Genomic DNA, 22432 nt, shown 5'->3' with positions numbered 1-22432 from the left:
GCTTCTGCCCGCTGACATAGAGGTCGTAGCGCGTCAGGCTGAGGTTGAATATGGAGCGGTAGCGAATGACGGTGGTGCCGTCCTGCTTCAGTAGTGCCTGAACTTCGGCGCAACTCAGGCCGGCGATATCCCTGCGCTCTTGCGCTTGAGCCTGCACCACGAGGAAGAGTAACGGAATTGCAATCGCGATCGGCTTCATGGCGCCCCACCAGCGTTTTCGCCCGACCGATGGTGTAGACTTGACCAACCGATATGAAAAGCCATCAGGTCGACGCTCTCATCCGCTGAAATCGTCAAGCGCGCCCTTGCGCGGGGGCCGGCTTGCATTCGACCTCTGCAAAGATATGCTTGTCCTTAGCGGGGGAAGAAAAATGAATCCAAATGCAATTCTGATAATGACTTCTATAGCGTTCGTTGTGGGGATTTTGTCTTGGGCTGTGCCGACCTACAAGTATGCCAAACACACAGAAGTAGGAATATTCGCCGGCGCGCTTCTTGCTGCAGGAATTGTGTTTATCAGCATGTTCAAATGGAGCGATGTTGCGCTTGAGGTTTGGGGGGCCAAGCTGCAAATCAAGGAGCGGGATCAGAGGATTTCGGTGCTTCAGACCAATTTGTTAAAGGCACAGACGGCCTTGGCTGAGGTGGAGGACAAAGCACCAGATACAGCGGCTCTCGCTTCGTACATCGAGGCGGCTATGCAAAAGGCTGGGGTCACTGTCGACCAGAACACTGTCAAAGGCATCGCAACGGAGTCCTTGAAGCCTCTCCAGACGTATTTCGACAGTACCGAGTGGAATATGACCGTCCCCCCAAATCCGTGCCTTGTTAAGCCCGAGTTGTGCCAGCCAGAAAGCAAGCAACCTTCTGGACCGACCAGCCCCACAGCGCCAGGAAAACTCTCTCCGAATTACGTCCCTATGGTCCTACCAAACGACAACTAACGACCGGGCCATTTGCGGCGATCCCAGGACCACACCGGCCACTGCGGGGGCGTTTTTGGCCTTTAGGTCCGGAGGGCATGTCGTTCCTTGTCTATCTCAGCGTCTATCTCAGCGGCATCAACCCAGCCGCGTCGCCATGCTTTGCCCGCTTCTGTTCGCGCTGGGTAGGGACAGTTGGCGAGATCGATCCCAACACAATATGCGTCAACGCCTTCCGTCTCTGCGGCGTCGATTGTTGGGAAGGGGATCAGTTGCGGTTCCATGCTTTCCGCTAAGCATATAGGCGTTTGCGCAACTCGGCCAAACGAATTAGGCGTTTCCGCAAATTTCAAACTGAGACACTACCAGCCGATGCGAGACATGGTCGACTAAGCGAGAACGGCGTATAATTCGCCAGCCGGCGAGTGCCCCAACCCGCGCCGGTCAGCCCCGGTGATCTTACCCCAGCCCGCCCACGACCACCGGGCCGCCATCACGAGAAAAAGCTCGCTGGTGATAAGTCTATATTACATTAGAGATCACGCAATTGAGACTGAAGTCCTTGGCTTGCCGGCCCTAAAGACCCACGTCGTGATCTAACCAAAGGTCGGTTTCCAGTCACGGTTGCGCTTGGCATTGATCCCTTCGTAGTCAGGAATGACTGTGAAAAACACCGGCCGACGGTCGCGGCCCCGCAGCCTTGCAATCCGAGCAGCCGAAGCGGCCAACCAGATCCCAATGCATCGAGCCGTGACCTGGGCCGAGCCGGTCGATCAATGCCTGGATATCTAGCTTGGCCGACTTGCAGCACATAGGGTGCTCGCAATTGACGTACATCGTTTCGCGAGCAGCCAGGGTATCGGCGAGGGTTTTGGACATGGCGATCTCCGGTTGAAGGGGTTCGCCGCAACGAAGGATTATATTCCTCATTTAGATGGCACCTGCAAGGCCCTCAGAGAGAGAGCCATCTCGTTTATTTCGCTACCACGGCGAACCGCTCGCAGCGGGTTTTGGAATGGTTGATCTCTACGCCTGTCCCAGTGAAATATTGGCACGCGAACAAGCCCGATGCTTCCTCCTTTTCCTCATGGATCAGCAGTTGGGTGGAGGTAGCTTTCAACGCTATTGCGGTTCCCGCTGCACTTAAGACTATCAGGGCAATGAGACCGGTGATCAATTGCATCTCCTCACTCCTCCCGAAAATCCTGCAGCGAGGCATGCCGCAGATCATCCTCGCCGCGGAGGTGCTTCACACGACCGATGATGCCCGGCTTGACCCATTGCGTGGCCGGCCGGTTCATGCCCTTCGGAGGCGGCCCTGCGTGCTCCTGGACGCGCTTCCATAGGCGTTCGCGGATGGCTCGGCTCGAGTTGATAAAGGCAGAGCCGACATACCTCCCGGTCGCACGATCGGCCATCAGTGCGAAGGCTGGCTTGCCGGGCTCACGCTCGACGCCAAGCAATTGGTATTCATCGATCGTGTAGCATTTCGTCTTCAGCCAGGCCGTCGAGTTGCCGCTCCGGTATTTGCTGTCCCGCCGCTTTGAAACCATACCCTCCAGCCCAGCCTGGTCGACCAGATGAAAGATCGCCTTGGCATCGCCCGGCAGCGCCTGGCTGAATTGGATGCGACCGCCTTCCGGGATCATTGCGGCCAGGATCTCGCGGCGGTCTTCAAGAGGCATGTCGTGCAGGTCGTGGCCGTTCAGGTGCAGAAGATCGAAGGCGACGAAATAGAGGTCTTGCTGGCGCCGAGTGATCGCCGTCCTTAGCGCGGCGAAGTCGGACAGGCCGGCGTCGTTCAAAACGACTATCTCACCGTCGATGATGGCGCTTTCCACCTCGAGCAAGGCGGCAGCGGCGGCTAGGTCGCGATAGTCCGACGTCCAGTCGAGACCGCGGCGGGTGAAGATGCGGACGATATTGCCTTCGAGAACGATCTGCGACCGGTAGCCGTCGAACTTGACCTCGTGAATCCATCCGTCGCCCTCGGGTGGCTTCTCCACCAGAGTTGGCATCAACGGCGGGATGAACGACAACCGGGTCGTCCCACCGGCACGCTTACGCATCGGAACTCCCTGCAACTCGAATTTGAGTCAATAGCGCAGAGCCGCTTTCGTTCCGTTAGCAATTACTGAAATACCTTGCCGCGATTCAGCATTCTCACTAAAATCAGCCCTTCTCGCAGCGTGCCAGGTCCATTTGCCGCCGCCATCCACGACGCCGCCACGAAGGGCGATGTCGCGGCGATCACGGCGGCGCTCGATGCAGGTGCTGGGGTTGATGAGAGCGATGGGAAAGCGACACCACTCTATCTTGCGGTCAGGGGCGGGCATTTTGCAGCTGCAAAACTGCTCATTGAACGCGGTGCCGACGTCAACGCCGCCCCAACGCCGGCTTTGGGTGACCTTCTAAGCGGGAAGTAGTTTCTCGAACCATCTTCCATCGACCGTTGATTGCTGGCGACCTCATACCTGGAACAGGTAGCGCGGTGATATCGATTGAAGCCGGCGGCATCTATTCAGACGGTTCGAATTACCGATACTTGATTGAATTTACGCTTGGTGATCTTGAGGCACTTATCGGGAGCCACCCCTTGACGGAGAAGAGAGCGCGCGGGGCGCCGGGTTCATGATGAAACGATCGGACCTCATTCAGATTGCATCGCTGCGAGATTGGGCAGACCATGCCTAGCTGCCGACCAGCGGAACGGTAACGGTGGTCGGGGGTAGTTGATCGGGAAGGAGCTGAGGTAGGGGAAGTCGATTGACGAAGGCATAGCTGGCGGTCAGATGCGCCGTGCGTAAGTCACCGCTCGCCGGATCGATAGCGGGCGTTCCACGGACGGCTACTCCACTAGTGCCACGGACTGGGTGGCCGGAATGTCGCGCAATCCGAGGCTCGTGCAATCCTGACTGATGGTTGAGTTGCCGGACCATTGGATCGTGTCCGCAACGACCTGGGTGCACCCGTTCTGGCCGGAGAAGTTACCGAGATAGTTGACCTGCTGCTTGGGGAAATAAAGCGCGCCCGTCAGCAGTGAAGCCGCCGTGCCATTGAAGGTGCTTTGTCCGCCGGTGCCCGTTCGGTCGCCATACATCAGCACGCCGGAGTAGGCGCCGGACGTCGGCGCGCTCATCGTGACGGTCGCGTTGCCGTTCATCGAGACACGTGACCCGCCGGCGAGGTAAATGGTGACGCCGTCACCGGAGACGTTGGCGTTCGCATTCACCTTGAAATCGCCACTCTGGATGACATAGACGCCGGGCTGCAGCGTAACAGTGCCGCTGAGGCTGAGCCCGCTGCAATAGGTGCCGGGTTTCAGCGTCGACTTGTTGGCGTTCTGGCAAGGGTTCGAGGCCGCGGGGGCCGGCAGGTCGGCAAATGGATCGCCGGCAGGCAATGCCTGGGTGATCGGGGCCGCGCAGACSGTCGTGACGGGATTGCTGAGAGAGACGCCRCCCGCTGTTATCAGGCAATCGGCCTGGAGCCCCGCCGAGCCCTGAAGCTTGATGGCGTCAGACGCGATCGAGTTGGACATGACCGAGCAGCCGATGAGCTTGACGCTGGTGTTGCCGGAAAACAWTGCCGCCTGCGAAGCGGACGGATCGAGCGCGAGCACGCAGGCCTTCGAAGCATYGGTGATGAGGGCCACCGCCCTCGCCTGTTCGGGAACCTGGCCCTGCGTGAAGAGCGAGGTGAACATCCGGTCGAGGTTCTGGCCGACAATGACCTCGACCGCCTTCTTCGCCGTGTTCGGCCCGGATGCTGGCGGCGTATTGACGACGATCGTACCGGAGCCCAGCCCATTTGATGCGGCCGACTGGGTTGCGGCCGCGACGATCGTCGGCTTGTCGGAACCTGAGATCTGTTCGAGCGCGCCGGCATAGGCAGCGGCATCGGCGGTCGCCTGCAGCCTCAGGCTGTTGTAGTACCAGTAGGAGGTTTCCACCCCGAAGCCTGCAGCACCGACGACGATCGGCAAGGTCAGGGCGAAGATGGTGGCGACGTTTGCGTTCGCACCCCGGCAAAAGCCGTTCGCTCTAAGCCGAATTCGGGTGAAGCAACTGAGGGTCATGAAATAGATTAGAAAACATGCATATATGAACGAAGGGCTAAAAAGTTCGGTTCATTTTTGAGCAGTGATCTATTGGCTTCCAAAACAAGCTGTTTGTTGGCTAATCAACGCGCACAGGACAGCTCGGTGAGCAAAAGCTCGCGCCCGGAGATAGTTTACCATTTGCTAATAGGGCAACTGCGCAGCGAGTTACACGTGCCCCGGCTTGCCGGATGGCCCGGACTTCAAGCGGATAGAATTGGTGTCGCCCCGGCGGCCGCTCTGGCCGACATCTCGCGCTGTACGGCAAGGAAGAATCTGCGCACTTCATCGCTGGCCGCTATTTTGTCTCTGCCGGATCCGACAACGAGATCGAGCAACTCCGACGCCTTGGCCCTCCAGAACGAAGTGGCGGTATCGCCATGCAGGTTGTCGAGTTTGGCGGCGACTTCCCTCACCAACACTGTTTGACGATCGATCGGGAATGCGCGGACTTTTTCTGGGGACATCTTCCGAACCATGAACTGACGCAACGAATCAACCATTGCTGAACAAGCAATGGCGTAGCCGCGAATGTGGAAACGGAAGCTTAACGGCGCTGGCATTGACGCGTCCAGATCCGCCCCCGGCATCGCCGTGTGCGTTCAAACGCGATCGTCGGCATTTCAGTTGGGGCAGGTGAAAACGGTGGACGGCCCTCAAGCCTGCAGCGTTCTCGCCTCGCCGCCACGCTTGCGCGGCATCATCATGTCCCTGGCTATCAGTCCGCTTGCACGACAAAACGCCATGAACGCCCGGCAGGCGTCTTCGGTCTTGACCACGTCCACCGTGGCGCCAAAGCAGGCGTTGAACGCCTTCTGATAGATCGGGCCCTGACGGCGCACAGGCCAGCCCTGAAGAATATCGAGCGCCTGTTCGACGCTGTAGATCTCCTCGACTGGCAGGCCGGGCGCGGGTGCTATGCGCACCGGAACCTCGAATTGCAGTCTGTCCATGTCCCTATCTCCCGAACCGGCGTCCCTACGCTGTTCGTCGTCAAAAGTTACTTCGACCGCCTTTGGCGCAGAAATGTGTCGTCACTGCGGTCGCGACCCCTTTGTGATCCCGACCGCGCCAAGGGCCGCCAGGCTTACTGGTTCGCCGGATCCGTCTCAGCGTCGAAAGCCATGCGGGTGGCAGCGATCAGCACAAATACGGTCGGCACGGCGAAGAGGCCCCCGAGGACAAGTGCCGCCATTTCCGACAGCCCGAGCGTCTCGGCAACCGCCCAATAGACGGTTCCGATGCAGATGAGCGCCTGGACGGAGAGAAACGCGGCAGCCGAGGCAGCGCGCGACAGGGTTTTGAATGTCTTGATGCGTTGTTGCATTGAAATGGTTCCGGAAACGACGCGCCGCGCGACCGGTGCACGGCCGACAGCCGCCGCACGGTCACGACGCGAACAGGGATAGATCTGGGTGAAGCTGCGGTCGTGGACCGCTCAGGCCGCGATGGTCGGCGGCGCGCGCGGCTGATGGGCATTTGCCCTGGGCCCCGGGGGCGCTTCGTATCCCGAAACAGCCGCCTTCGGCGAAGTCCGCTCAAGCCAAGAAAAGACGGCGTCGAGAACCGGCAAAGCGGGATGGCCGCTGGCGAACTTGACCAGGGCCGGCCGCCCGGCGCGAACCTCCAGCGCTTGCGCCTTGCCGGTGACACGCAGCAGCGCCGCCGCCTCTCCAGGCCGTTCCAGGCCGATGCTGGCGCCGCCCGATGCAGCATCCGCGAAAGCTGGCACGTCCGGGCGGCCGAGGCACAGCATCGCCAGCAGCACCATGCCCATCAGGCATGAGCAGGCTGTCGTCAGCGGCGCTTCGAGCAATCTGGTGCGCTTGGCCGCCGTGAAGGGACCCGGTCTCGAAAACATCACCCGCCCTAACGCACGATGGCCGGAAAGGAAAGCAAGCCGGGCGAAAACCGGCAAGACATCACCTGATACAGGGCGAATATCCCGAGGTGCGCGGCTGCATCAAGCAGTTCGTCCTTGAACCTTTTGCCCCCAAGTGCCAAATCTGGGGAGATTTTCACGTCGGCCTCTTGCAGGGCCTACCTGGCTACATGGACAAAATGGTCACCTATCTCGACGCCGCCACGGCACCACTCAGAAACACCGGCCAGATCCGCCTCTATGGCGAGGAAGGCTTTGCCGGCATGCGCAAGGCATGCGATCTCACCGCGCGCTGCCTCGACGAACTGGTGCCGATGGTCGAGCCCGGCGTCACCACAGAAGCCATCGACCGCTTCGTCTTCGAATTCGGCATGGACCACGGCGCGCTGCCGGCAACGCTCAACTATCGCGGCTACACGAAATCGTCCTGCACCTCGATCAACCATGTCGTCTGCCATGGCATTCCCGACAACAAGCCGCTCAAGGATGGCGACATCGTCAACATCGACGTCACCTACATCCTCGACGGCTGGCACGGCGATTCTTCGCGCATGTACCCGGTCGGCACGATCAAGCGCGCCGCCGAGCGCCTGCTCGAAGTCACCCATGAATGCTTGATGCGCGGCATCGCGGCGATCAGGCCCGGCGCCCGCACCGGCGCCATCGGCGCCGCCATCCAGACCTATGCCGAGGCCGAGCGCTGCTCGGTGGTGCGCGACTTCTGCGGCCACGGCGTCGGCCAGCTTTTCCACGACGCGCCCAACATCCTGCACTATGGCAGCGCCAATGAGGGCGTCGAGATGCGGCCCGGCATGATCTTCACCGTCGAGCCGATGATCAATCTCGGCCGGCCGCATGTGAAGGTGCTGTCGGATGGCTGGACCGCGGTAACGCGCGACCGCTCGCTGTCGGCGCAGTACGAACACACGATCGGCGTCACCGAGGYCGGCTGCGAGATTTTCACCCTGTCGCCCAACAAGCTCGACCGCCCCGGCCTGCCGGCTTAGTCTTGTTTTGCCGGTTCTTTCCGGCCCAGGAAAATGCGGAGCAGCTCGTGGGGACCGGAAGCGACGACGACGAGCGAGGCTTCTTCTCCGAAGTGCCGGTCCGGCCGGCGGCGAAAGCAAAGGCGCTCAACGACAAGCCGCATTATCTCGGCCATCGCGACCGCTTGCGCGAGCGCTTTGCCACGGCCGGTCCGGAGGCCCTGCCCGACTACGAATTGTTGGAACTTCTGCTCTTTCGCCTGATCCCCCGCGCCGACACCAAACCAGTCGCCAAAGCGCTTCTGGCGCGCTTCGGCACGCTGGCCGAAGTGCTTGGCGCATCGCTTGCATTGCTGCAGGAGGTCAAGGGCATCGGCCCCGCGGTGGCGCTCGACCTGAAGGTCGTCGCGGCGACCGCGCAGCGCATGGCGCGCGGCGAGGTCCATGGCCGCGAGGTCCTCTCCTCATGGACGCAGATTCTCGACTATTGCCGCTCGGCAATGGCCTTCGAGGAGCGCGAGCAGTTCCGCATCCTGTTCCTCGACAAGAAGAACGCGCTGATCGCCGACGAGGTGCAACAGGTCGGCACCGTCGACCACACGCCTGTCTACCCACGCGAGGTGATCAAGCGCGCGCTCGACCTCTCGGCGACCGCGATTATTCTGGTGCACAACCATCCGTCAGGCGATCCGACGCCATCGCGCGCCGACATCGAGATGACGAAGGAGATCGTCGACGCGGCCAAGCGGCTGGGCATCGCCGTGCATGACCACATCATCATCGGGCGCAAGGGCTATTCCAGCATGAAGGGCCTGCTGCTGATCTAGTGCGATGAGCTATACGCTCGCGAAGTCGTGTTCGCCGGGAAAAGCCAGGCGTTCGCGCGTGGCACGTCGGGTGGCCCCGCACTGGATCGCACCCACCGACTTCCCTTGTTTCGACGCCTTTCAACAAACCACTCTACGACCGTTACCGTGCCGCTGGTGGGCCGACTAGGACCATGGTCTGGCCGGTATGGGACTTCAGTGCCGCGACGGTCTCATAGCGTCGATTTATATTGTAATATCAAATGGTTATGGAGTTCGTTGGTTGTCGGGCTCGCGCATTGAAACCGTATTTGTCTAAAGTTTATTGCGCACGATTAGTGAATCCTCATATGACGCTGCTCTAGCGGTTGGGCGGAGCTTCCTCAAGGAGGAGATATCATGACAAACCGAAAAACTCTGTTCGCGGCGCTCGCCGCATTGGCGCTTCTGGCGTCTCCGGCGCTCGCCGGAAACGGGCACGGCAACGGCGGTGCCAATGCTGGCGGCAATGGTGGAGGCAACGGCAACGGGCACAGCCACGCCGGCGGCAACGGCAAGAGCGGGGCTTCGCATGGCAAGTCTGCGTCGGCCCCGGGGCGGGCGGCCAAGACGGTAACGGACACAACGACCGACACCACGGTCAATACGAAGTCCGTGCACAAGGACAAGAACATCCATGCCAAGCTTGGCAGGCTGAACTCGCTGCAGCGCAACATCAACGCCTACATGAACTCCAAGAGCAAGAAGTTTGCCGGCATTCAGGCCTTCGTGACGCAGTCCGCGATAGCCAAGAACGCCCAGATCGCGGCTGACGAGGCGGCCGCGGCGGCGGCCGACGCCCAGGATAAGCTGAATGCCCTGAATGCGGAACTGACCGCGCTGCAGGCGGACCCGTCCGCCACGCCTGCACAAATCCAGGACCTGAACGATCAGATCACTGCTCAGCAGGCCGTTGTTGCCGCCGACAACGCGACGGCCGCCCAGGCCCAGGCGGCGGCTGACGCGGCAACGGTCGGCACCGATCAGGCATCGCTCGACGCGGCGCTGACGGACATGGCCAACAAGCCGGTCGACGCCGATGTCACGGATTGGGCCGAGGGCGTCCTTGCCGGCAAGATCGACCAAATGGCCGACGCGCTCCAGAAGGCGGGGACACCGTAGGTATCGCGACCCAAAACAGCAGCCTAGGAAGATGCCGCCGGGCCTGGCCTGGCGGCGTTGCTGTTTCCTGGTCTCGACTTTCACGTTGAACAAAGCGTCGCGATAATTTCCTCGGGGCCAATGCGTCCCTTGACAGCACTTGCGCCTTGATTGGCGAAGTCGATCCAGCCCTCGTTGAAGCCGTCCAGCATGCGCATGCGCGGGCCCGGATTTTTCATGCCTTGGGAGAGGAACAGGCCCTCCCAAGTGTCCCGAGGCACCGTTTCGGCCCGCACCGGCCGTCCCAACGCCTTGGTGAAGGCGATCGCCAGGTCGTTGGGCGAGACACGGCGCGGGCCTTCGAGTTCGACCACGCGCCTGCCCGTCCAATGTTCCTGGATCAGGTCCGCCGCGACCCGCCCCACATCGCTCGTCGCGACCATCGCGACCGGCTTGTCGGCAGGCATCAGGAAGCTCGAGATCACACCTGTCTCGCGTGCGGAGGCGACATCCCACATTGCGTTTTCGAGGAACCAACCCGGTCTCAGGAAGGTCACCGGCAGCGGCAGCGCCGAGAGCGCCTCTTCCAGCATCGTGCGCTGCGACAAGAGGTTGTCCTGCGCTGCATCGGCTCCAATCGTCGACAGGCAAAGCACTCTGTCCGGCAGCGCGGCCTTCAGCGCTTCGACGATGGCGTCGATGACCTTGCGAGCCTCGGGGTAGCCGGGCTCGGGGTCGAACTCCGATGGGGGCAGGATGAAGACCCCCTCGGCGCCGGTGAACGCAGATGTCAGCGCCTCGGCGTCCTCAAGTCCGGCAAGCGCGACCTCGCAGCCGCGTGCCGCCCATTCTTCACCTTTGTTGGCGTCCCTGACCACGGCGCGGACAGGCCGGCCCTCTTCCAGCAAGGCGAGGCCGAGCGCGCCGCCGACTTTTCCAGTGATTCCGCTGATGGCATACATCGTCGTTTTCCAATCTCTCGTTTGTCTGGGGTAGTGGATCAGGCGAGATCGAGCCCGCGATAGAGACCGCGCTCGAATTCGCCGTTGAGCGCGACGATCCGCTCGTCGAAAAAGGGCAGGACCTGGGTGAACAGCGCGCCGGTGATGTGCTTCACCGGGTCGAGCCAGAAGTAGCAGTTGAGCAGGCCTGCCCAGGCGATGCTGCCGGCGGAGCGCCCGTTCGGTCCCGGCTGCGTGTTGATGTCGAAAGACAGGCCCCATTTATGCGGCTGTCCCGGGAACTGGTCGAAGCTGCGGGAATAGGACGGCTGCGCCGAGCGCATCTGCTGGACGTTCAGCTCGCCGATCTGGTTCTGCATCATCATGGCGACCGTCTCCTGACGCAGGATTCGGACGCCATGCAGCGCGCCTCCGTTCAGCAGCGCCTGTAGGAACGCCATGTAGTCTCGCGGCGTCGAGAAAGCACCGCCACCGCCCATGAAGAACTCCGGCCGCTGCGGCATCTCGAAAGGCGCCGGCTCCAGCCCGCCGTCGGCGCGGCGATTGTGGAAGGTAGCGACGCGCCGCTTCTGCCCGGCCCCGATCAGAAAGCCTGAATCCTTCATGCCGAGCGGCGCGAAGATATTCTCGCGAAAGTAGATCTCGAGCGACTGATCCGACACCGCCTCGACCAGCTTGCCGACCCAGTCCATGCTGATGCCGTATTCCCATCGCTCGCCAGGCTCGAATTCGAGCGGAGCCGCGAAGGCAGCATTTTTACAGGTCGCGATGTCGGGCATACCCGTCACCTTCTCGTAGCGGGTCAGACCCTCGCTCCAGATCGAGTAGGTGTAGCCGGAGGTATGCGTCAGCAGATGGCGCACCTTGATCGCTCGCCTGGCCGGCCGCAGTCGCGGCGTTCCGTCCTCGGCAAAGCCGTCGAGAACCTGCGGCGCGGCCAGTTCAGGCAGGTATTTCGCCGCGTCGTCATCCAGATGCAGGCGTCCCTGCTCGATCAGCTGCATGCAGGCCGTCGCCGTGAAGGCCTTGGTCATCGACAGCAGCCAGAACACCGTGTCGAGGGTCATCGGTGCGCCCGTTGCGACGTTCGCCTTGCCGAAGGCACCCTCGTAGACAATGCCTTTCGGTGTCGCCGCGACGGCGATGACGCCGGCCACGTCGTTCTTTGAGACGCCTTCCCGCAAGGCGGCGTCGATCGCCTTGAACCGCACGGACGACCCGGCCGCCGTTGTTCCGGCCAAAGCGGGGCTGACCGTATCGAGAGCCAGAATGGCTCCCAGCATTCCGCCGCGCTGAAGCATCGTCCTGCGTGTGAGGTGGTCCATAGCTAACTCCTTTCCGGATCGAAGGAAATCCGATTTGCTCGGCCGTTCGCCCCAGCGTTGCCAGGACGTCACCCTTGTAAGTCATGCCATGACGTGATTCACGCGCATAAGGATCAGTGTTAAAGTGACTCAGATTCACTGCTCATCGCGTTAGGCTCCGGCGGAGACGTGCAGGGCGAAGGGAGATCGAATGGTTTTCGATACACGGCTTCTGACCGGTGTCGGTGTCCTGGCAGCGGTTACGGAGGCAGGGAATTTCGCCCGCGCCGCGGAGATGCTCGGCCTGACGCCGTCAGCGGTGAGCCGGGCCGTCGCGCGCCTGGAAGCGCGGGTGGGTGTTCGGCTTTTCGATCGCAATCCACGCGAGGTCAGCCTTACCGAGGAAGGCCGCCGCTTCCACGCGCAGGTGATGCCGCTTCTGGCTGGCCTGGATGAGGCGGCCGCCGAGGCCGCGGGCGCGGCGGCGGTCGTGCGCGGCCGGCTGCGCGTCTCGGTGGACCCGTGGTTCGCGCGTATGGTGCTTGCATCGAAGCTGCAGGCGTTTCTGGTTCGCTATCCCCTGCTGTCGGTCGATTTCCTGACCAGCAACTATCGCCAGGAGATGATGACTGGCGTCGACGTGGCGGTGCGCTTCGGGCCTCCCGACGAGTCATCCCTCATCGTGCGCAAGCTGCTGGAGACCCGCATCCTGACGGTCGCCGCTCCGGCCTATCTCGAAAAGCACGGCGAGCCGCGATCACCCGATGATCTCGTCCATCACGAAGCGCTTCTCTTCCGCGATCCCCAGACCGGCCTGCCCTTTGCCTGGGAGTTCCGGCGCGGCGGGGAGGTCAAGGAGGTCAAGGTCTCCAGTCGTCTGGTGATGGATGACCCTTCGGTCGCGATCGCCGCTTGCCTGGCCGGTCAAGGCATTTTCCAGAGCCTCGCGATCGGGTTGGCGCCTCTACTGTCGCGAGGCGAGCTTGTTCAGATCCTGCCGGAATGGTCGGAGGAACTCTATCCGCTCTATGCCTATCACCCCTCGCGCCACCTCCCGCCGGCGAAGGTCAGGGCGCTTCTGGATTTCATCCAGGAGATTGCTGTCGGCGCGTAACCGATACGCACGGTTGTGGCGCCGGCGCTGCAACTGATTTGAGCGCCATTCACGTGAGCGCTGCGGATCCGGGGCGAATCGGTGTTGCAACTGCCGGCAACCATCAGGCGGAAAGGCCAATCCAGCATGAGGGCCTGGAAACGGCCTTTTCGAGAGGTCGCGGCGGCAAAAAGGGTGCATTTTTCCCGTCAAGATAGTCGGCTCTGGAATTTCGATCGCAAATCAAGCATGATGACCTTGGCATTCGCCGGGACAGCTTCGCGCGCCCTCGAATGCCGGGAGGACGGGACATGGCCGTAGCGCTTGTACTCGTTTTGGTCGTCGTGGGCTCGGTGTTGTTTCACCTCCTGAGCCCATGGTGGTGGACGCCGATTGCCTCGAACTGGAGCTATATCGACAACACCATCATCATCACCTTCTGGATCACCGGCGTCGTCTTCTCCGCGGTGGTTCTGTTCATGGCCTATTGCGTCTTCCGCTTCCGTCATCGGGACGGAAACCGGGCTGCCTACGAACCGGAGAACAAACGGCTCGAATCGTGGCTGACGATCGTCACCGCGGTTGGGGTCACGGCGTTGCTGGTTCCCGGCCTGTTCGTCTGGAGCCGGTTTGTCAACGTCCCGAGCGACGCAACCGACGTCGAAGTCGTCGGCCAGCAGTGGCAGTGGAGTTTCCGCCTGCCGGGCAAGGACGGCAAGCTTGGCACATCCGACACCCGTGACGTCACCGCCGACAATCCGCTGGGCGTGATCGCCAGCGATCCCAATGGTCAGGACGATGTCGTGGTCGAGGCGGCGGATCTGCATCTGCCGGTCGGCAAGCCGGTCAAGATGCTGCTCCGCTCGATCGATGTGCTGCACGATTTCTATGTGCCGGAATTCCGCGCCAAGATGGACATGATCCCGGGCTCGGTCACCTATTTCTGGTTCACCCCGACCAAGACCGGAACCTTTCAGGTCTTGTGCGCCGAACTTTGCGGCCAAGGCCATCCTTTGATGCATGGTGTGGTCATGGTCGACACCCAGCAAGACTATCTGGCCTGGCTTGGCCAGCAGCAGACTTTCGCCCAGTTGTCGGCACCCCAGCAAGCGGGCTCGGCAGACCAGGCGCCGGGCAACACGACGGCGTCAGGTTTGAAAATTGCAGCAAAGCTCGAAACGGTCGGGTCTCGCTGAAAAGGACACGGAGGTGTTCCTATGGTCGACATCACGCCTGCAGATGGCATCCCGCCGGCCGAAGTCGCGGAGGTGGAACTCTACCATCCGCACAGTTGGTGGACGAAATACGTCTTCTCGCAGGACGCCAAGGTCATCGCCATCCAATATTCGGCGACAGCGACGGGGATAGGCCTGGTCGCCCTGGTGCTGTCCTGGCTGATGCGGCTGCAGCTCGGCTTCCCCGGTACGTTCGACTTCATCACTCCGGAAGCCTACTACCAGTTCATCACCATGCACGGCATGATCATGGTGATCTACCTGCTCACCGCCCTCTTCCTCGGCGGCTTTGGCAACTATCTGATCCCATTGATGGTCGGCGCGCGTGACATGGTCTTTCCCTATGTCAACATGCTGAGCTACTGGATCTACCTTCTCGCCGTGCTGGTTCTGGTGTCGAGCTTCTTTGCGCCAGGCGGACCGACCGGGGCCGGCTGGACGCTCTACCCGCCGCAGGCCATCATGAGCGGCACACCTGGCGGCCAGGACTGGGGCATCATCCTGATGCTGTCCTCGCTGATCCTGTTCATCATCGGCTTCACGATGGGCGGCCTGAACTATGTGGTGACTGTGCTGCAGGGCCGTACGCGCGGCATGACAATGATGCGCCTGCCGCTGACCGTCTGGGGCATCTTCACCGCGACCGTCATGGCCCTGCTCGCCTTTCCGGCGCTGTTCGTCGCCTGCGTGATGATGCTGCTCGACCGCGCCCTCGGCACCAGCTTCTTCATGCCGGCGATCTCCGAGATGGGCGAGCAACTGCAGCACAATGGCGGCAGCCCGATCCTGTTCCAGCACCTGTTCTGGTTCTTCGGCCATCCCGAGGTCTACATCGTGGCGCTGCCGGCGTTCGGCATCGTATCCGACCTGATCAGCACCCATGCACGCAAGAACATCTTCGGCTACCGGATGATGGTGTGGGCCATCGTCGGCATTGGCGCGCTGAGCTTCGTGGTCTGGGCGCACCACATGTATGTCAGCGGGATGGACCCCTATTTTGGCTTCTTCTTCGCCACCACGACGCTGATCATCGCCGTTCCGACCGCCATCAAGGTCTACAATTGGGTGCTGACCCTATGGAGGGGCGACATCCATCTCACCATACCCATGCTCTTTGCCCTGGCGTTCATCGTCACCTTTGTAAATGGCGGGCTGACCGGGTTGTTTCTCGGCAATGTCGTCGTCGATGTGCCGCTGTCCGACACGATGTTCGTCGTCGCCCATTTCCATATGGTCATGGGTGTCGCCCCGATCCTCGTGGTTTTTGGCGCGATCTACCATTGGTACCCGAAGGTCACCGGCCGGATGCTCGACGAGATGTTGGGCCGGTTCCATTTCTGGGTCACATTCCTCGGCGCCTACCTGATTTTCTTCCCCATGCACTACCTCGGCCTGATGGGCGTGCCGCGGCGCTACGCTGAACTGACCGACATGACCATCATGACGGAGTCGGCCCACCACCTGAACTCGTTCATCAGCATCATGGCCTTCATCGTCGGCTTTGCCCAAATGGTGTTCCTGTTCAATTTGATCTGGAGCATCCGCCATGGCCGCGAGGCCGGCGGCAATCCGTGGCGGGCCACGACCCTCGAATGGCAGACGCCGCATACACCGCCGACGCACGGCAATTTCGGCAAGGACCTGCCGATCGTCTATCGCTGGCCCTATGACTACAGCGTACCGGGCGCCAAGGAGGATTTCATCCCGCAGAACATGCCGGGCTCCTTCGGCCCCTCGAGGGAGCCGGCATGAGCGTCATCCTGCTCTTCCTGCTCGTCATTGCCGGGTTTGCCGGATGGTGGCTTTCGCACCAGCGGCTGACGACCAAGCCATGGCTCGAACAAGGTCTGGCCGGCGATTTTGTCGGCCTCGACCGGTCAGCGCTGCCCACCGCCAAGATCGGCCTCGGCGTCTTCCTCGCCGTCGTCGGCTGCCTGTTTTCGCTGTTCACCAGCGCCTACTTCATGCGCATGGGCCTGTCGGACTGGCGGCCTCTGCCGCTGCCGCGCCTGCTCTGGCTGAACACGGGCGTGCTGGTCCTGAGCAGCATCGCGCTGCAATGCGCCGTGGTGGCGGCACGCAACGGTCAGGTCGACATGGTCAGGCTCGGCCTTGCAACGGCCGGGCTCACGGCGCTTGCCTTCCTGATCGGACAGCTCATGGCATGGCGGCAGATGACCGACGACGGCTATCTGCTGAGCTCGAATCCGGCCAACAGCTTTTTCTACCTGATCACCGGCATGCATGGCCTGCACATACTGGGCGGGCTGGTGGGCCTGGGCAGGACAACTGTCGGCGCATGGAACGGAGCACGACCCGAGCGGCTTCGCCTCGGCGTCGAACTGTGCGCCATGTACTGGCATTTCCTGCTCTTCGTCTGGCTCGCCATCTTTGCCCTGCTGGCCGGCTGGGCCGCTACGTTCATCGACATTTGCCGACAGTTGCTGACCTGAAGGGATCAAGCGGATGGCAGAGACACTGACGCATATCGGCAAGACGGAGCCACGGCCCTCGGGCTGGCAAGGCATTGCCGCCGACTGGTCCTCGGATCAGCGTGCGTTCAAGAACGTGTCCTGGGGCAAGGCCATGATGTGGATCTTCCTGCTCAGCGACACCTTCATCTTCGGCTGCTTCCTGCTCTCCTACATGACCGCGCGTATGTCGACACGCGTGCCGTGGCCCAATCCGAGCGAGGTCTTTGCGCTTCGCATCGGCGGCTCGGATATCCCGCTGATCCTGATTGCCATCATGACCTTCGTGCTGATCTCAAGCAGCGGAACGATGGCCATGGCGGTCAATTTCGGCTATCGCCGCGACCGCCGCAAGACGGCAATCCTCATGCTTCTGACCGCGGCACTCGGCGCGACCTTTGTCGGCATGCAGGCCTTCGAATGGACCAAGCTGATCACTGAAGGGGTGCGGCCCTGGGGCAATCCCTGGGGCGCTGCACAATTCGGTTCGTCTTTCTTCATGATCACCGGTTTCCACGGCACTCATGTGACGATTGGGGTGATCTTCCTGATCATCGTGGCGCGAAAGGTCTGGCGCGGCGATTTCGACACCGGACGGCGCGGTTTCTTCACCAGCCGGACGGGCCGCTACGAGAACGTCGAGATCATGGGGCTGTACTGGCACTTCGTCGACCTGGTCTGGGTGTTCATCTTCGCATTCTTCTATCTTTGGTGAGAGGCAGACATGGCAGAAGCAACCGCAAACGGCCTCGGACAACACGCGCTACATGCTGGTCATGCACATGAGGCGCCGGTGGCTGTCGCCCACGCCGACGAGCATCAGGAACATCCCATCAAGCTCTATCTGGTGGTCTGGGCTTGGCTGTTCATCCTCAGCACCTGCTCCTACCTGGTCGATTATTTCGGCCTGCAAGGCTATCTCAGATGGTCGCTGATCCTGATCTTCATGATCCTCAAGGCAGGGCTGATCGTCGCCGTCTTCATGCACATGGCCTGGGAACGGCTGGCGCTGGCCTATGCGATCATCCTGCCGCCGATACTGGTGCTGGTGTTCACGACAATGATGGTCTTCGAAGCCGACTATACCCTGTTCACCAGGCTGGCGTTTTTCGGATCCGGGCACTGACGCGCAAACCCGTGCGTCGCGAACTCCGGCAAGGAGGCCAAGATGACGATCGCAAACAGACTGAAGGACTTCATCGACGGCAAGGGAATTTCCTACGACACCGTCGCTCATCATCGCACGTCAACAAGCCGGCAGTCGGCCATAGCCGCGCATGTCCCCGGCAGCATCATGGCGAAATCCGTAGTCGTTCACCACGAGCTTGGCTACACGCTGGCCGTGGTTCCGAGCACCCACAGGATCGAACTTGGCAGGTTGCAGGACGTCATGGACAGGCGTCTCGGGCTCGCCTCCGAAGACGAGGTGATTTCGCTCTTCGATGATTGCGATACCGGCGCCATCCCGCCGATCGGCGCAGCCTATGATGTGCCGGTGATTGTCGATGAAAGCCTTGGCGATGCCGCCGATATCTACTTCGAAGGCGGCGACCATAGAACGCTGGTGCATGTCAGCGGCAAGGATTTCCGCAGCCTGACCATGGGCGCATACCAGGCCAGCTTCAGTCACCCGGCTTACTGACGGCCTCGATCGAACTGCACCGGCACCCAGCCGGTGCAGTCAGGCAGAACCTCCTCAACTCGCCGGTCTGGCGGGCGACTCCACGACCTTTCGGTAGACATGCCAGGTGGCGTGACCGAGGATCGGTAACACGACGGCCAGCCCGGCGAACACCGGCAGCGAGCCGATGATCAGAGCGACGGCGACGATCAGTCCCCAGACAGCCATGGTGATCGGGTTCGCCAGCACCGCACGCACCGAGGTGTGGATGGCTTCGTAGGCGCCGACGTCGCGGTCGAGCAACAATGGGAAGGCGACGACCGTTGTGCACAACACCACCACAGCGAAGACGAAGCCGATGACGTGCCCAAGGATGATCAGCGTCCAGCCGCGGCCGGTGGCAAATATTTCATTGATGAAGCCGGATATCGATTCTGGCGGCGCCGGGCCGAAAAGATATTCGTAGAACATCTGCGCGGTCAAAAGCCAGGCGATGAAGATCGCAAACAGCATGATTCCAACCGCTGCGATGGCCGGCAGCGCCGGAGAATTCCTGACCTCGAAAGCGTGTCTCCAGGAGGTGTCGAGACCGGCTTCCCGTCTGCGGCTGATTTCATAGAGGCCGATCGCCGCGAAGGGGCCTATCAGCGCAAAACCGGAGACCAGCGGAAACAACAACGGCAATGCATTGGCGCCCGAAGTCCAGGCGGCGAGCACGACACCCACGAGCGGATAGATCAGGCAAAGAAAAACGATGTGCGATGGTTTGACCATGAAATCGTCGACGCCCCGTTTGAGCGCGTCGAAAAGGTCGGAAACACCGATTTTTCGAATTTTGGTATGTTCCAGCGTCTCGCTGGCGCCTGCGATCACATGAAAGCTTGCCATGACCATTCCCTCCAGACCAGGTCCGGTAAGGTCGCGGTTTAGCGGTGCTGTCGTTCTGCGAGACTGGCCACGCAAAACCGCGACCTGCACCGGAATCAACATACTCCCTTGCCAGGGACTTGTCGCCCTTTGTCAGAGGAGCTCCGGCGGGTAGCGTCTCAGTTTGATGTCGTCGGCCTCCTCGCCGCCGGCGATGCGCATAACGCGGACGACGTTGCCCGATCACATCGGCGGGCGCTTCTGGCCTTCAGTGCGGTTGGCTTGGCCATCCTCCTGAAGCGGCGGGCATGGCAGATCGGCATATGAGCAGAAAACGCAGCAATCACCCGCTAAGGGCTTCAAGAGTACGCCGCAGTTCTTGCATTCGTAGAAGTGAACGCAAGCGTCGGTCGGCATCGCTTCCACCGACTGATGGCCGCACTCTGGGCAAGTGAGGGTGCTCTCAAGCTTCATTGCCACTCCCATGCATTGCACCAAGCATAGTGGAGGTCAGGGTCTGATGCGACAAACGCGGCGTCAAATTTCAAACTGAGCCACTACCCTCGAGCGGTCTGGCTAGCTCTGTTAGGCCTTCTTCGCTATTCTCGTACAGCGCCGCGCGCCCTTTTTGGCCGCGCAAAGGTTGAAGGTCATGGACGGAAGGACGCTTCTCATACTCGGCCTTGGCATAGTCGCCCTGCTGATCCTGGGATTCTGCGCAATGCCGTCGTGACGTTCGAGCAGGCCCTTGTTTGCAACGTCTTCAACGCAGCAATTTCAGGTCGGCCATCTCGATCCGATGGTTTCCTTTATGCCATCAACCCCCGGCTGACATGAACGCTCGCATTGCGATGGTGTCGGCAAGCAGTATGGCAAAGATCGCGAAAAGATAAAAAATCGAGAAGGCAAACAGCGCCTTTGCAGGCTTCATCTCCTTGTCGGGAACCACCAGAACCTTCCAGGCGTGCCAAATGAACCCCGCGCCCAATGCGGCCGAAACAATCCCATAGAACCCGCTCGCGAATCCGAACGCCCAGGGCAGCACGCCGATTGGCGCCAGCAGCAGTGAATAGGCGAACATCTGTTTTCTGGTCGATGCCTGACCGGCAACGTTCGGCATCATCGGGATGCCGGCAGCGGCGTAGTCGCCGACCTTGAAGAGCGCGAGCGCCCAGAAATGCGGCGGCGTCCACAGAAAGATGATCAGAAACAGGATGACGCTTTCAGCGCTGACGGCGCCGGTTGCAGCCGCCCAGCCAATGACAGGAGGAAGGGCACCCGCCGCGCCGCCGATGACGATGTTCTGCGGCGTCGAGCGCTTCAGCCACATCGTATAGATGACGACGTAGAAGAAGATGGTGAAGGCCAGCAGCGATGCGGCAAGCCAGTCCACAAGCACGCCGAGCGTCATGACCGAAAGCGCGGAGAGCACCAGGCCGAAGCCGAGAGCTTCACCCGGCGTGACGCGACCCGACGGCACCGGCCGCTTTGACGTGCGCGACATCAGCGCGTCGATGTCCGCGTCGTACCACATGTTGAGGGCCCCGGCCGCTCCTGCGCCGATCGCGATCGCACCGATTGCAATCACGGCGATGACCGGGTTCATCGCGCCAGGCGCCGCCATCAGGCCAACGAAGGCGGTGAATACGGCAAGCGCCATGACCCGCGGCTTCAAAAGCGCGAAGAAATCACCCGCCGTCGCTTCCGAGAGACGGATGCCGGTATCCTTGAGGCGGTTTTCCCTAGTCGACATCTCGGACCGATGGATGCGCGCGAGCGAGCCAGGTCACTTGGAGAACGTTTTCAGATAGGCAATGACGTTGGCCACGTCTGCATCGTTCTTGAGGCCGGGAAACGCCATCTTGGTCCCTTTGACCATGGCCTTGGGATCGTGAAGATAGGTGGTCAGTGTTGGTTCGTCCCATTTGACGCCGGATTTGCCGGCCGCGATCATGGCATCGGAATATTTGAAATCCGGGTGCGTGCCGGCGACGCGGCCGATGACGCCATGCAGCGATGGACCGATCTTGTTCTTGTCCTCGTCTGCGACGTGGCAGACCTTGCATTTGGTGAAGACCTTCTCGCCAGCCGCAGCATCCTGAGCCTGCGATGGATTGGCAACGAAGGTTGCAACAGAAACGACGGCGAAAAACGCGACCAAACGCATGACTTTTCCTCCCTGATCGTCAAATGTGCCTGAGATAATCTGCGCATACCGGGGCCACCAGCAACGCGCCTTTCACGGCAGAACAGATTATCGGATTCTCCCCCAAATGGAATTTCGGCACCTATGTACCACGGATTCTGGCCGGCGGGTAGAAGAGGTCGGCCGCGCAAAGGTTTAGGTCGTCTGCAGCGGCTCAGGGTACGTGCGTGTTGCAGCTGCCGGCAACCTGGCTGACGGCTTCATCGAACCCCGCGAGGTCGAAATCGGCCTCCCCTCGCCCCGACAGCAACCCGAACCGCCAGGAAAGCTGGAGCCGGTTTGCGGCGCCGAGCCGTTTGATGCCGTCGGCGCCGTCGCGCATCAGCCTGCGGCCGCGCGGCCCGACCGACCAGCTTTCATCGAACTTGCCGCCCTGGTCGAGCGTGACCGACACGGTGATCTTCCGGCTGGCCGAAACGGTGTCGTTCAGTTGCAGCCATTCGGTCCAGCGCGGTTCGCTGTCTGCCCGGCAACCAATGGTCAGGATCGGGCTGTAGCTCAACGCGCCGCCGCCTGTGATCAGCTTGTTGGTGGCATAGAGCGACGCCGTGACGAGACCGTCCTCGGCCGTTTCGAACCGCCAATTGTCAAGCACCGCATCGGCGCGGGCGATGCCGCAGACCGAAACGAGGACCAGCGCCATTGCCGAGGCGTGTCCCACTTCGACGAACAGTCTCAACGCGCGTCTCCGACGACCCAAGCGGCTAGCGATAGAAGATAATCATCAAAGCTTCGTATCACCACTGGCCACCACCCGCGAAGCGTTCCGGCTGTTGCAGTTTAGCAACGAAAAAGGCCGCCTCAAGGGCGGCCTTCGTCGATTCTACGGAAAGCGCT

Annotated in this window: 28 protein-coding genes and 1 pseudogene; 12 read left to right on the top strand and 17 right to left on the bottom strand. The window is 61.3% G+C overall.

The window, feature by feature from the left end:
- Positions 1 to 199, bottom strand: a pseudogene (locus AC1D2G_RS24310) (hypothetical protein); the annotation flags it as partial.
- A gap of 172 nt (positions 200 to 371) precedes the next feature.
- On the opposite strand from AC1D2G_RS24310, the gene AC1D2G_RS24305 reads away from it, so the two are divergent.
- A complete protein-coding gene (locus AC1D2G_RS24305; protein WP_477417149.1) occupies positions 372 to 944 on the top strand; it encodes a hypothetical protein in 573 nt (190 codons plus the stop codon).
- Positions 945 to 1006: 62 nt separating this feature from the next.
- On the opposite strand, the gene AC1D2G_RS24300 is transcribed toward AC1D2G_RS24305, so the two are convergent.
- The 4 genes from AC1D2G_RS24300 to AC1D2G_RS24285 form a co-directional block, all read right to left on the bottom strand.
- Positions 1007 to 1207 carry a ribosome modulation factor gene (locus tag AC1D2G_RS24300; protein WP_477417147.1) on the bottom strand — a complete coding sequence of 67 codons (201 nt, stop codon included), beginning with the start codon at positions 1205 to 1207 and terminating at the stop codon, positions 1007 to 1009.
- 367 nt (positions 1208 to 1574) lie between these two features.
- Positions 1575 to 1802 carry a hypothetical protein gene (locus AC1D2G_RS24295; protein ID WP_477417146.1) on the bottom strand — a complete coding sequence of 76 codons (228 nt, stop codon included), beginning with the start codon at positions 1800 to 1802 and terminating at the stop codon, positions 1575 to 1577.
- A gap of 94 nt (positions 1803 to 1896) precedes the next feature.
- Complete coding sequence (locus AC1D2G_RS24290; protein ID WP_477417144.1) at positions 1897 to 2106, bottom strand: hypothetical protein; 210 nt, start codon at positions 2104 to 2106, stop codon at positions 1897 to 1899.
- Positions 2107 to 2110: 4 nt separating this feature from the next.
- Positions 2111 to 2992, bottom strand: coding sequence for an ATP-dependent DNA ligase (locus AC1D2G_RS24285; RefSeq protein WP_477417142.1), 882 nt, complete (start codon positions 2990 to 2992; stop codon positions 2111 to 2113).
- Between the two features lie 75 nt (positions 2993 to 3067).
- On the opposite strand from AC1D2G_RS24285, the gene AC1D2G_RS24280 reads away from it, so the two are divergent.
- Positions 3068 to 3349: an ankyrin repeat domain-containing protein gene (locus AC1D2G_RS24280; RefSeq protein WP_477417140.1), complete on the top strand. Its 282-nt coding sequence runs from the start codon at positions 3068 to 3070 to the stop codon at positions 3347 to 3349.
- 422 nt (positions 3350 to 3771) lie between these two features.
- Here the strand turns inward: AC1D2G_RS24280 and AC1D2G_RS24275 are convergent, their stop codons facing one another.
- From AC1D2G_RS24275 to AC1D2G_RS24255, 5 genes are all read right to left on the bottom strand, one after another.
- Positions 3772 to 5001: a pilus assembly protein TadG-related protein gene (locus AC1D2G_RS24275; RefSeq protein ID WP_477417138.1), complete on the bottom strand. Its 1230-nt coding sequence runs from the start codon at positions 4999 to 5001 to the stop codon at positions 3772 to 3774.
- Between the two features lie 224 nt (positions 5002 to 5225).
- Positions 5226 to 5585 carry a DUF6074 family protein gene (locus tag AC1D2G_RS24270; RefSeq protein ID WP_457155587.1) on the bottom strand — a complete coding sequence of 120 codons (360 nt, stop codon included), beginning with the start codon at positions 5583 to 5585 and terminating at the stop codon, positions 5226 to 5228.
- Between the two features lie 93 nt (positions 5586 to 5678).
- Positions 5679 to 5975, bottom strand: coding sequence for a DUF982 domain-containing protein (locus tag AC1D2G_RS24265; RefSeq protein WP_477417137.1), 297 nt, complete (start codon positions 5973 to 5975; stop codon positions 5679 to 5681).
- A 134-nt stretch (positions 5976 to 6109) separates the two neighbouring features.
- Positions 6110 to 6349, bottom strand: a complete 240-nt coding sequence (locus AC1D2G_RS24260) for a hypothetical protein (protein WP_477398056.1) — start codon at positions 6347 to 6349, stop codon at positions 6110 to 6112.
- Positions 6350 to 6460: 111 nt separating this feature from the next.
- The gene (locus AC1D2G_RS24255; RefSeq protein WP_477417135.1) at positions 6461 to 6883 is read right to left on the bottom strand and encodes a hypothetical protein; all 423 of its coding nucleotides are present in this window, start codon (positions 6881 to 6883) and stop codon (positions 6461 to 6463) included.
- A gap of 200 nt (positions 6884 to 7083) precedes the next feature.
- Between AC1D2G_RS24255 and map the strand changes: the two genes are divergently transcribed.
- The 3 genes from map to AC1D2G_RS24240 all read left to right on the top strand — a co-directional run bounded on the left by map (position 7084) and on the right by AC1D2G_RS24240 (position 9857).
- Positions 7084 to 7911 carry a type I methionyl aminopeptidase gene (map, locus tag AC1D2G_RS24250; protein WP_477417161.1) on the top strand — a complete coding sequence of 276 codons (828 nt, stop codon included), beginning with the start codon at positions 7084 to 7086 and terminating at the stop codon, positions 7909 to 7911.
- 47 nt (positions 7912 to 7958) lie between these two features.
- Positions 7959 to 8717, top strand: a complete 759-nt coding sequence (gene radC, locus AC1D2G_RS24245; RefSeq protein WP_477417133.1) for a RadC family protein — start codon at positions 7959 to 7961, stop codon at positions 8715 to 8717.
- 378 nt (positions 8718 to 9095) lie between these two features.
- Positions 9096 to 9857 (top strand): hypothetical protein, encoded by a 762-nt coding sequence (locus AC1D2G_RS24240; RefSeq protein ID WP_477417131.1) that lies wholly within the window; start codon positions 9096 to 9098, stop codon positions 9855 to 9857.
- A gap of 80 nt (positions 9858 to 9937) precedes the next feature.
- Here the strand turns inward: AC1D2G_RS24240 and AC1D2G_RS24235 are convergent, their stop codons facing one another.
- On the bottom strand, positions 9938 to 10798 hold the full coding sequence (locus AC1D2G_RS24235) for an NmrA family NAD(P)-binding protein (RefSeq protein WP_477417129.1): 861 nt from the start codon (positions 10796 to 10798) through the stop codon (positions 9938 to 9940).
- Between the two features lie 38 nt (positions 10799 to 10836).
- Positions 10837 to 12123, bottom strand: coding sequence for a serine hydrolase domain-containing protein (locus AC1D2G_RS24230; protein ID WP_477417127.1), 1287 nt, complete (start codon positions 12121 to 12123; stop codon positions 10837 to 10839).
- A 190-nt stretch (positions 12124 to 12313) separates the two neighbouring features.
- Here AC1D2G_RS24230 and AC1D2G_RS24225 point away from each other — a divergent pair, with 190 nt between their 5' ends.
- The 7 genes from AC1D2G_RS24225 to AC1D2G_RS24195 all read left to right on the top strand — a co-directional run bounded on the left by AC1D2G_RS24225 (position 12314) and on the right by AC1D2G_RS24195 (position 18543).
- Positions 12314 to 13216 carry a LysR family transcriptional regulator gene (locus tag AC1D2G_RS24225; RefSeq protein WP_477417125.1) on the top strand — a complete coding sequence of 301 codons (903 nt, stop codon included), beginning with the start codon at positions 12314 to 12316 and terminating at the stop codon, positions 13214 to 13216.
- Positions 13217 to 13506: 290 nt separating this feature from the next.
- Positions 13507 to 14391, top strand: coding sequence for a cytochrome c oxidase subunit II (locus tag AC1D2G_RS24220; protein ID WP_477417123.1), 885 nt, complete (start codon positions 13507 to 13509; stop codon positions 14389 to 14391).
- Positions 14392 to 14412: 21 nt separating this feature from the next.
- Entirely contained in the window at positions 14413 to 16182 is a 1770-nt protein-coding gene (gene ctaD, locus AC1D2G_RS24215) for a cytochrome c oxidase subunit I (protein WP_477417121.1), read from the top strand.
- Positions 16179 to 16883 (top strand): cytochrome c oxidase subunit 3, encoded by a 705-nt coding sequence (locus AC1D2G_RS24210; RefSeq protein WP_477417119.1) that lies wholly within the window; start codon positions 16179 to 16181, stop codon positions 16881 to 16883. The genes ctaD and AC1D2G_RS24210 overlap by 4 nt, the downstream gene beginning before the upstream one ends.
- Positions 16884 to 16896: 13 nt before the next feature.
- Complete coding sequence (locus AC1D2G_RS24205) at positions 16897 to 17616, top strand: heme-copper oxidase subunit III family protein (RefSeq protein ID WP_111547360.1); 720 nt, start codon at positions 16897 to 16899, stop codon at positions 17614 to 17616.
- Positions 17617 to 17625: 9 nt separating this feature from the next.
- Positions 17626 to 18027: a cytochrome C oxidase subunit IV family protein gene (locus tag AC1D2G_RS24200; RefSeq protein ID WP_477417117.1), complete on the top strand. Its 402-nt coding sequence runs from the start codon at positions 17626 to 17628 to the stop codon at positions 18025 to 18027.
- 42 nt (positions 18028 to 18069) lie between these two features.
- Positions 18070 to 18543 carry an aminoacyl-tRNA deacylase gene (locus AC1D2G_RS24195; protein WP_477417115.1) on the top strand — a complete coding sequence of 158 codons (474 nt, stop codon included), beginning with the start codon at positions 18070 to 18072 and terminating at the stop codon, positions 18541 to 18543.
- A 54-nt stretch (positions 18544 to 18597) separates the two neighbouring features.
- Here the strand turns inward: AC1D2G_RS24195 and AC1D2G_RS24190 are convergent, their stop codons facing one another.
- From AC1D2G_RS24190 to AC1D2G_RS24170, 5 genes are all read right to left on the bottom strand, one after another.
- Positions 18598 to 19410 (bottom strand): DUF2189 domain-containing protein, encoded by an 813-nt coding sequence (locus AC1D2G_RS24190; protein ID WP_095088101.1) that lies wholly within the window; start codon positions 19408 to 19410, stop codon positions 18598 to 18600.
- Between the two features lie 222 nt (positions 19411 to 19632).
- Positions 19633 to 19863: a GDCCVxC domain-containing (seleno)protein gene (locus tag AC1D2G_RS24185; protein ID WP_477417113.1), complete on the bottom strand. Its 231-nt coding sequence runs from the start codon at positions 19861 to 19863 to the stop codon at positions 19633 to 19635.
- Between the two features lie 343 nt (positions 19864 to 20206).
- Positions 20207 to 21142, bottom strand: a complete 936-nt coding sequence (locus AC1D2G_RS24180) for a heme o synthase (protein ID WP_477417111.1) — start codon at positions 21140 to 21142, stop codon at positions 20207 to 20209.
- 33 nt (positions 21143 to 21175) lie between these two features.
- Positions 21176 to 21556: a c-type cytochrome gene (locus tag AC1D2G_RS24175; protein WP_184873768.1), complete on the bottom strand. Its 381-nt coding sequence runs from the start codon at positions 21554 to 21556 to the stop codon at positions 21176 to 21178.
- A 193-nt stretch (positions 21557 to 21749) separates the two neighbouring features.
- Positions 21750 to 22274 (bottom strand): hypothetical protein, encoded by a 525-nt coding sequence (locus tag AC1D2G_RS24170; protein WP_477417109.1) that lies wholly within the window; start codon positions 22272 to 22274, stop codon positions 21750 to 21752.
- Positions 22275 to 22432 lie beyond the last annotated feature (158 nt).

The organism is Mesorhizobium sp. P2_C7 (assembly GCF_056404515.1).
Note: the sequence above shows the minus strand (reverse complement) of the source record. Positions and strands in the feature narration are given on the sequence as shown.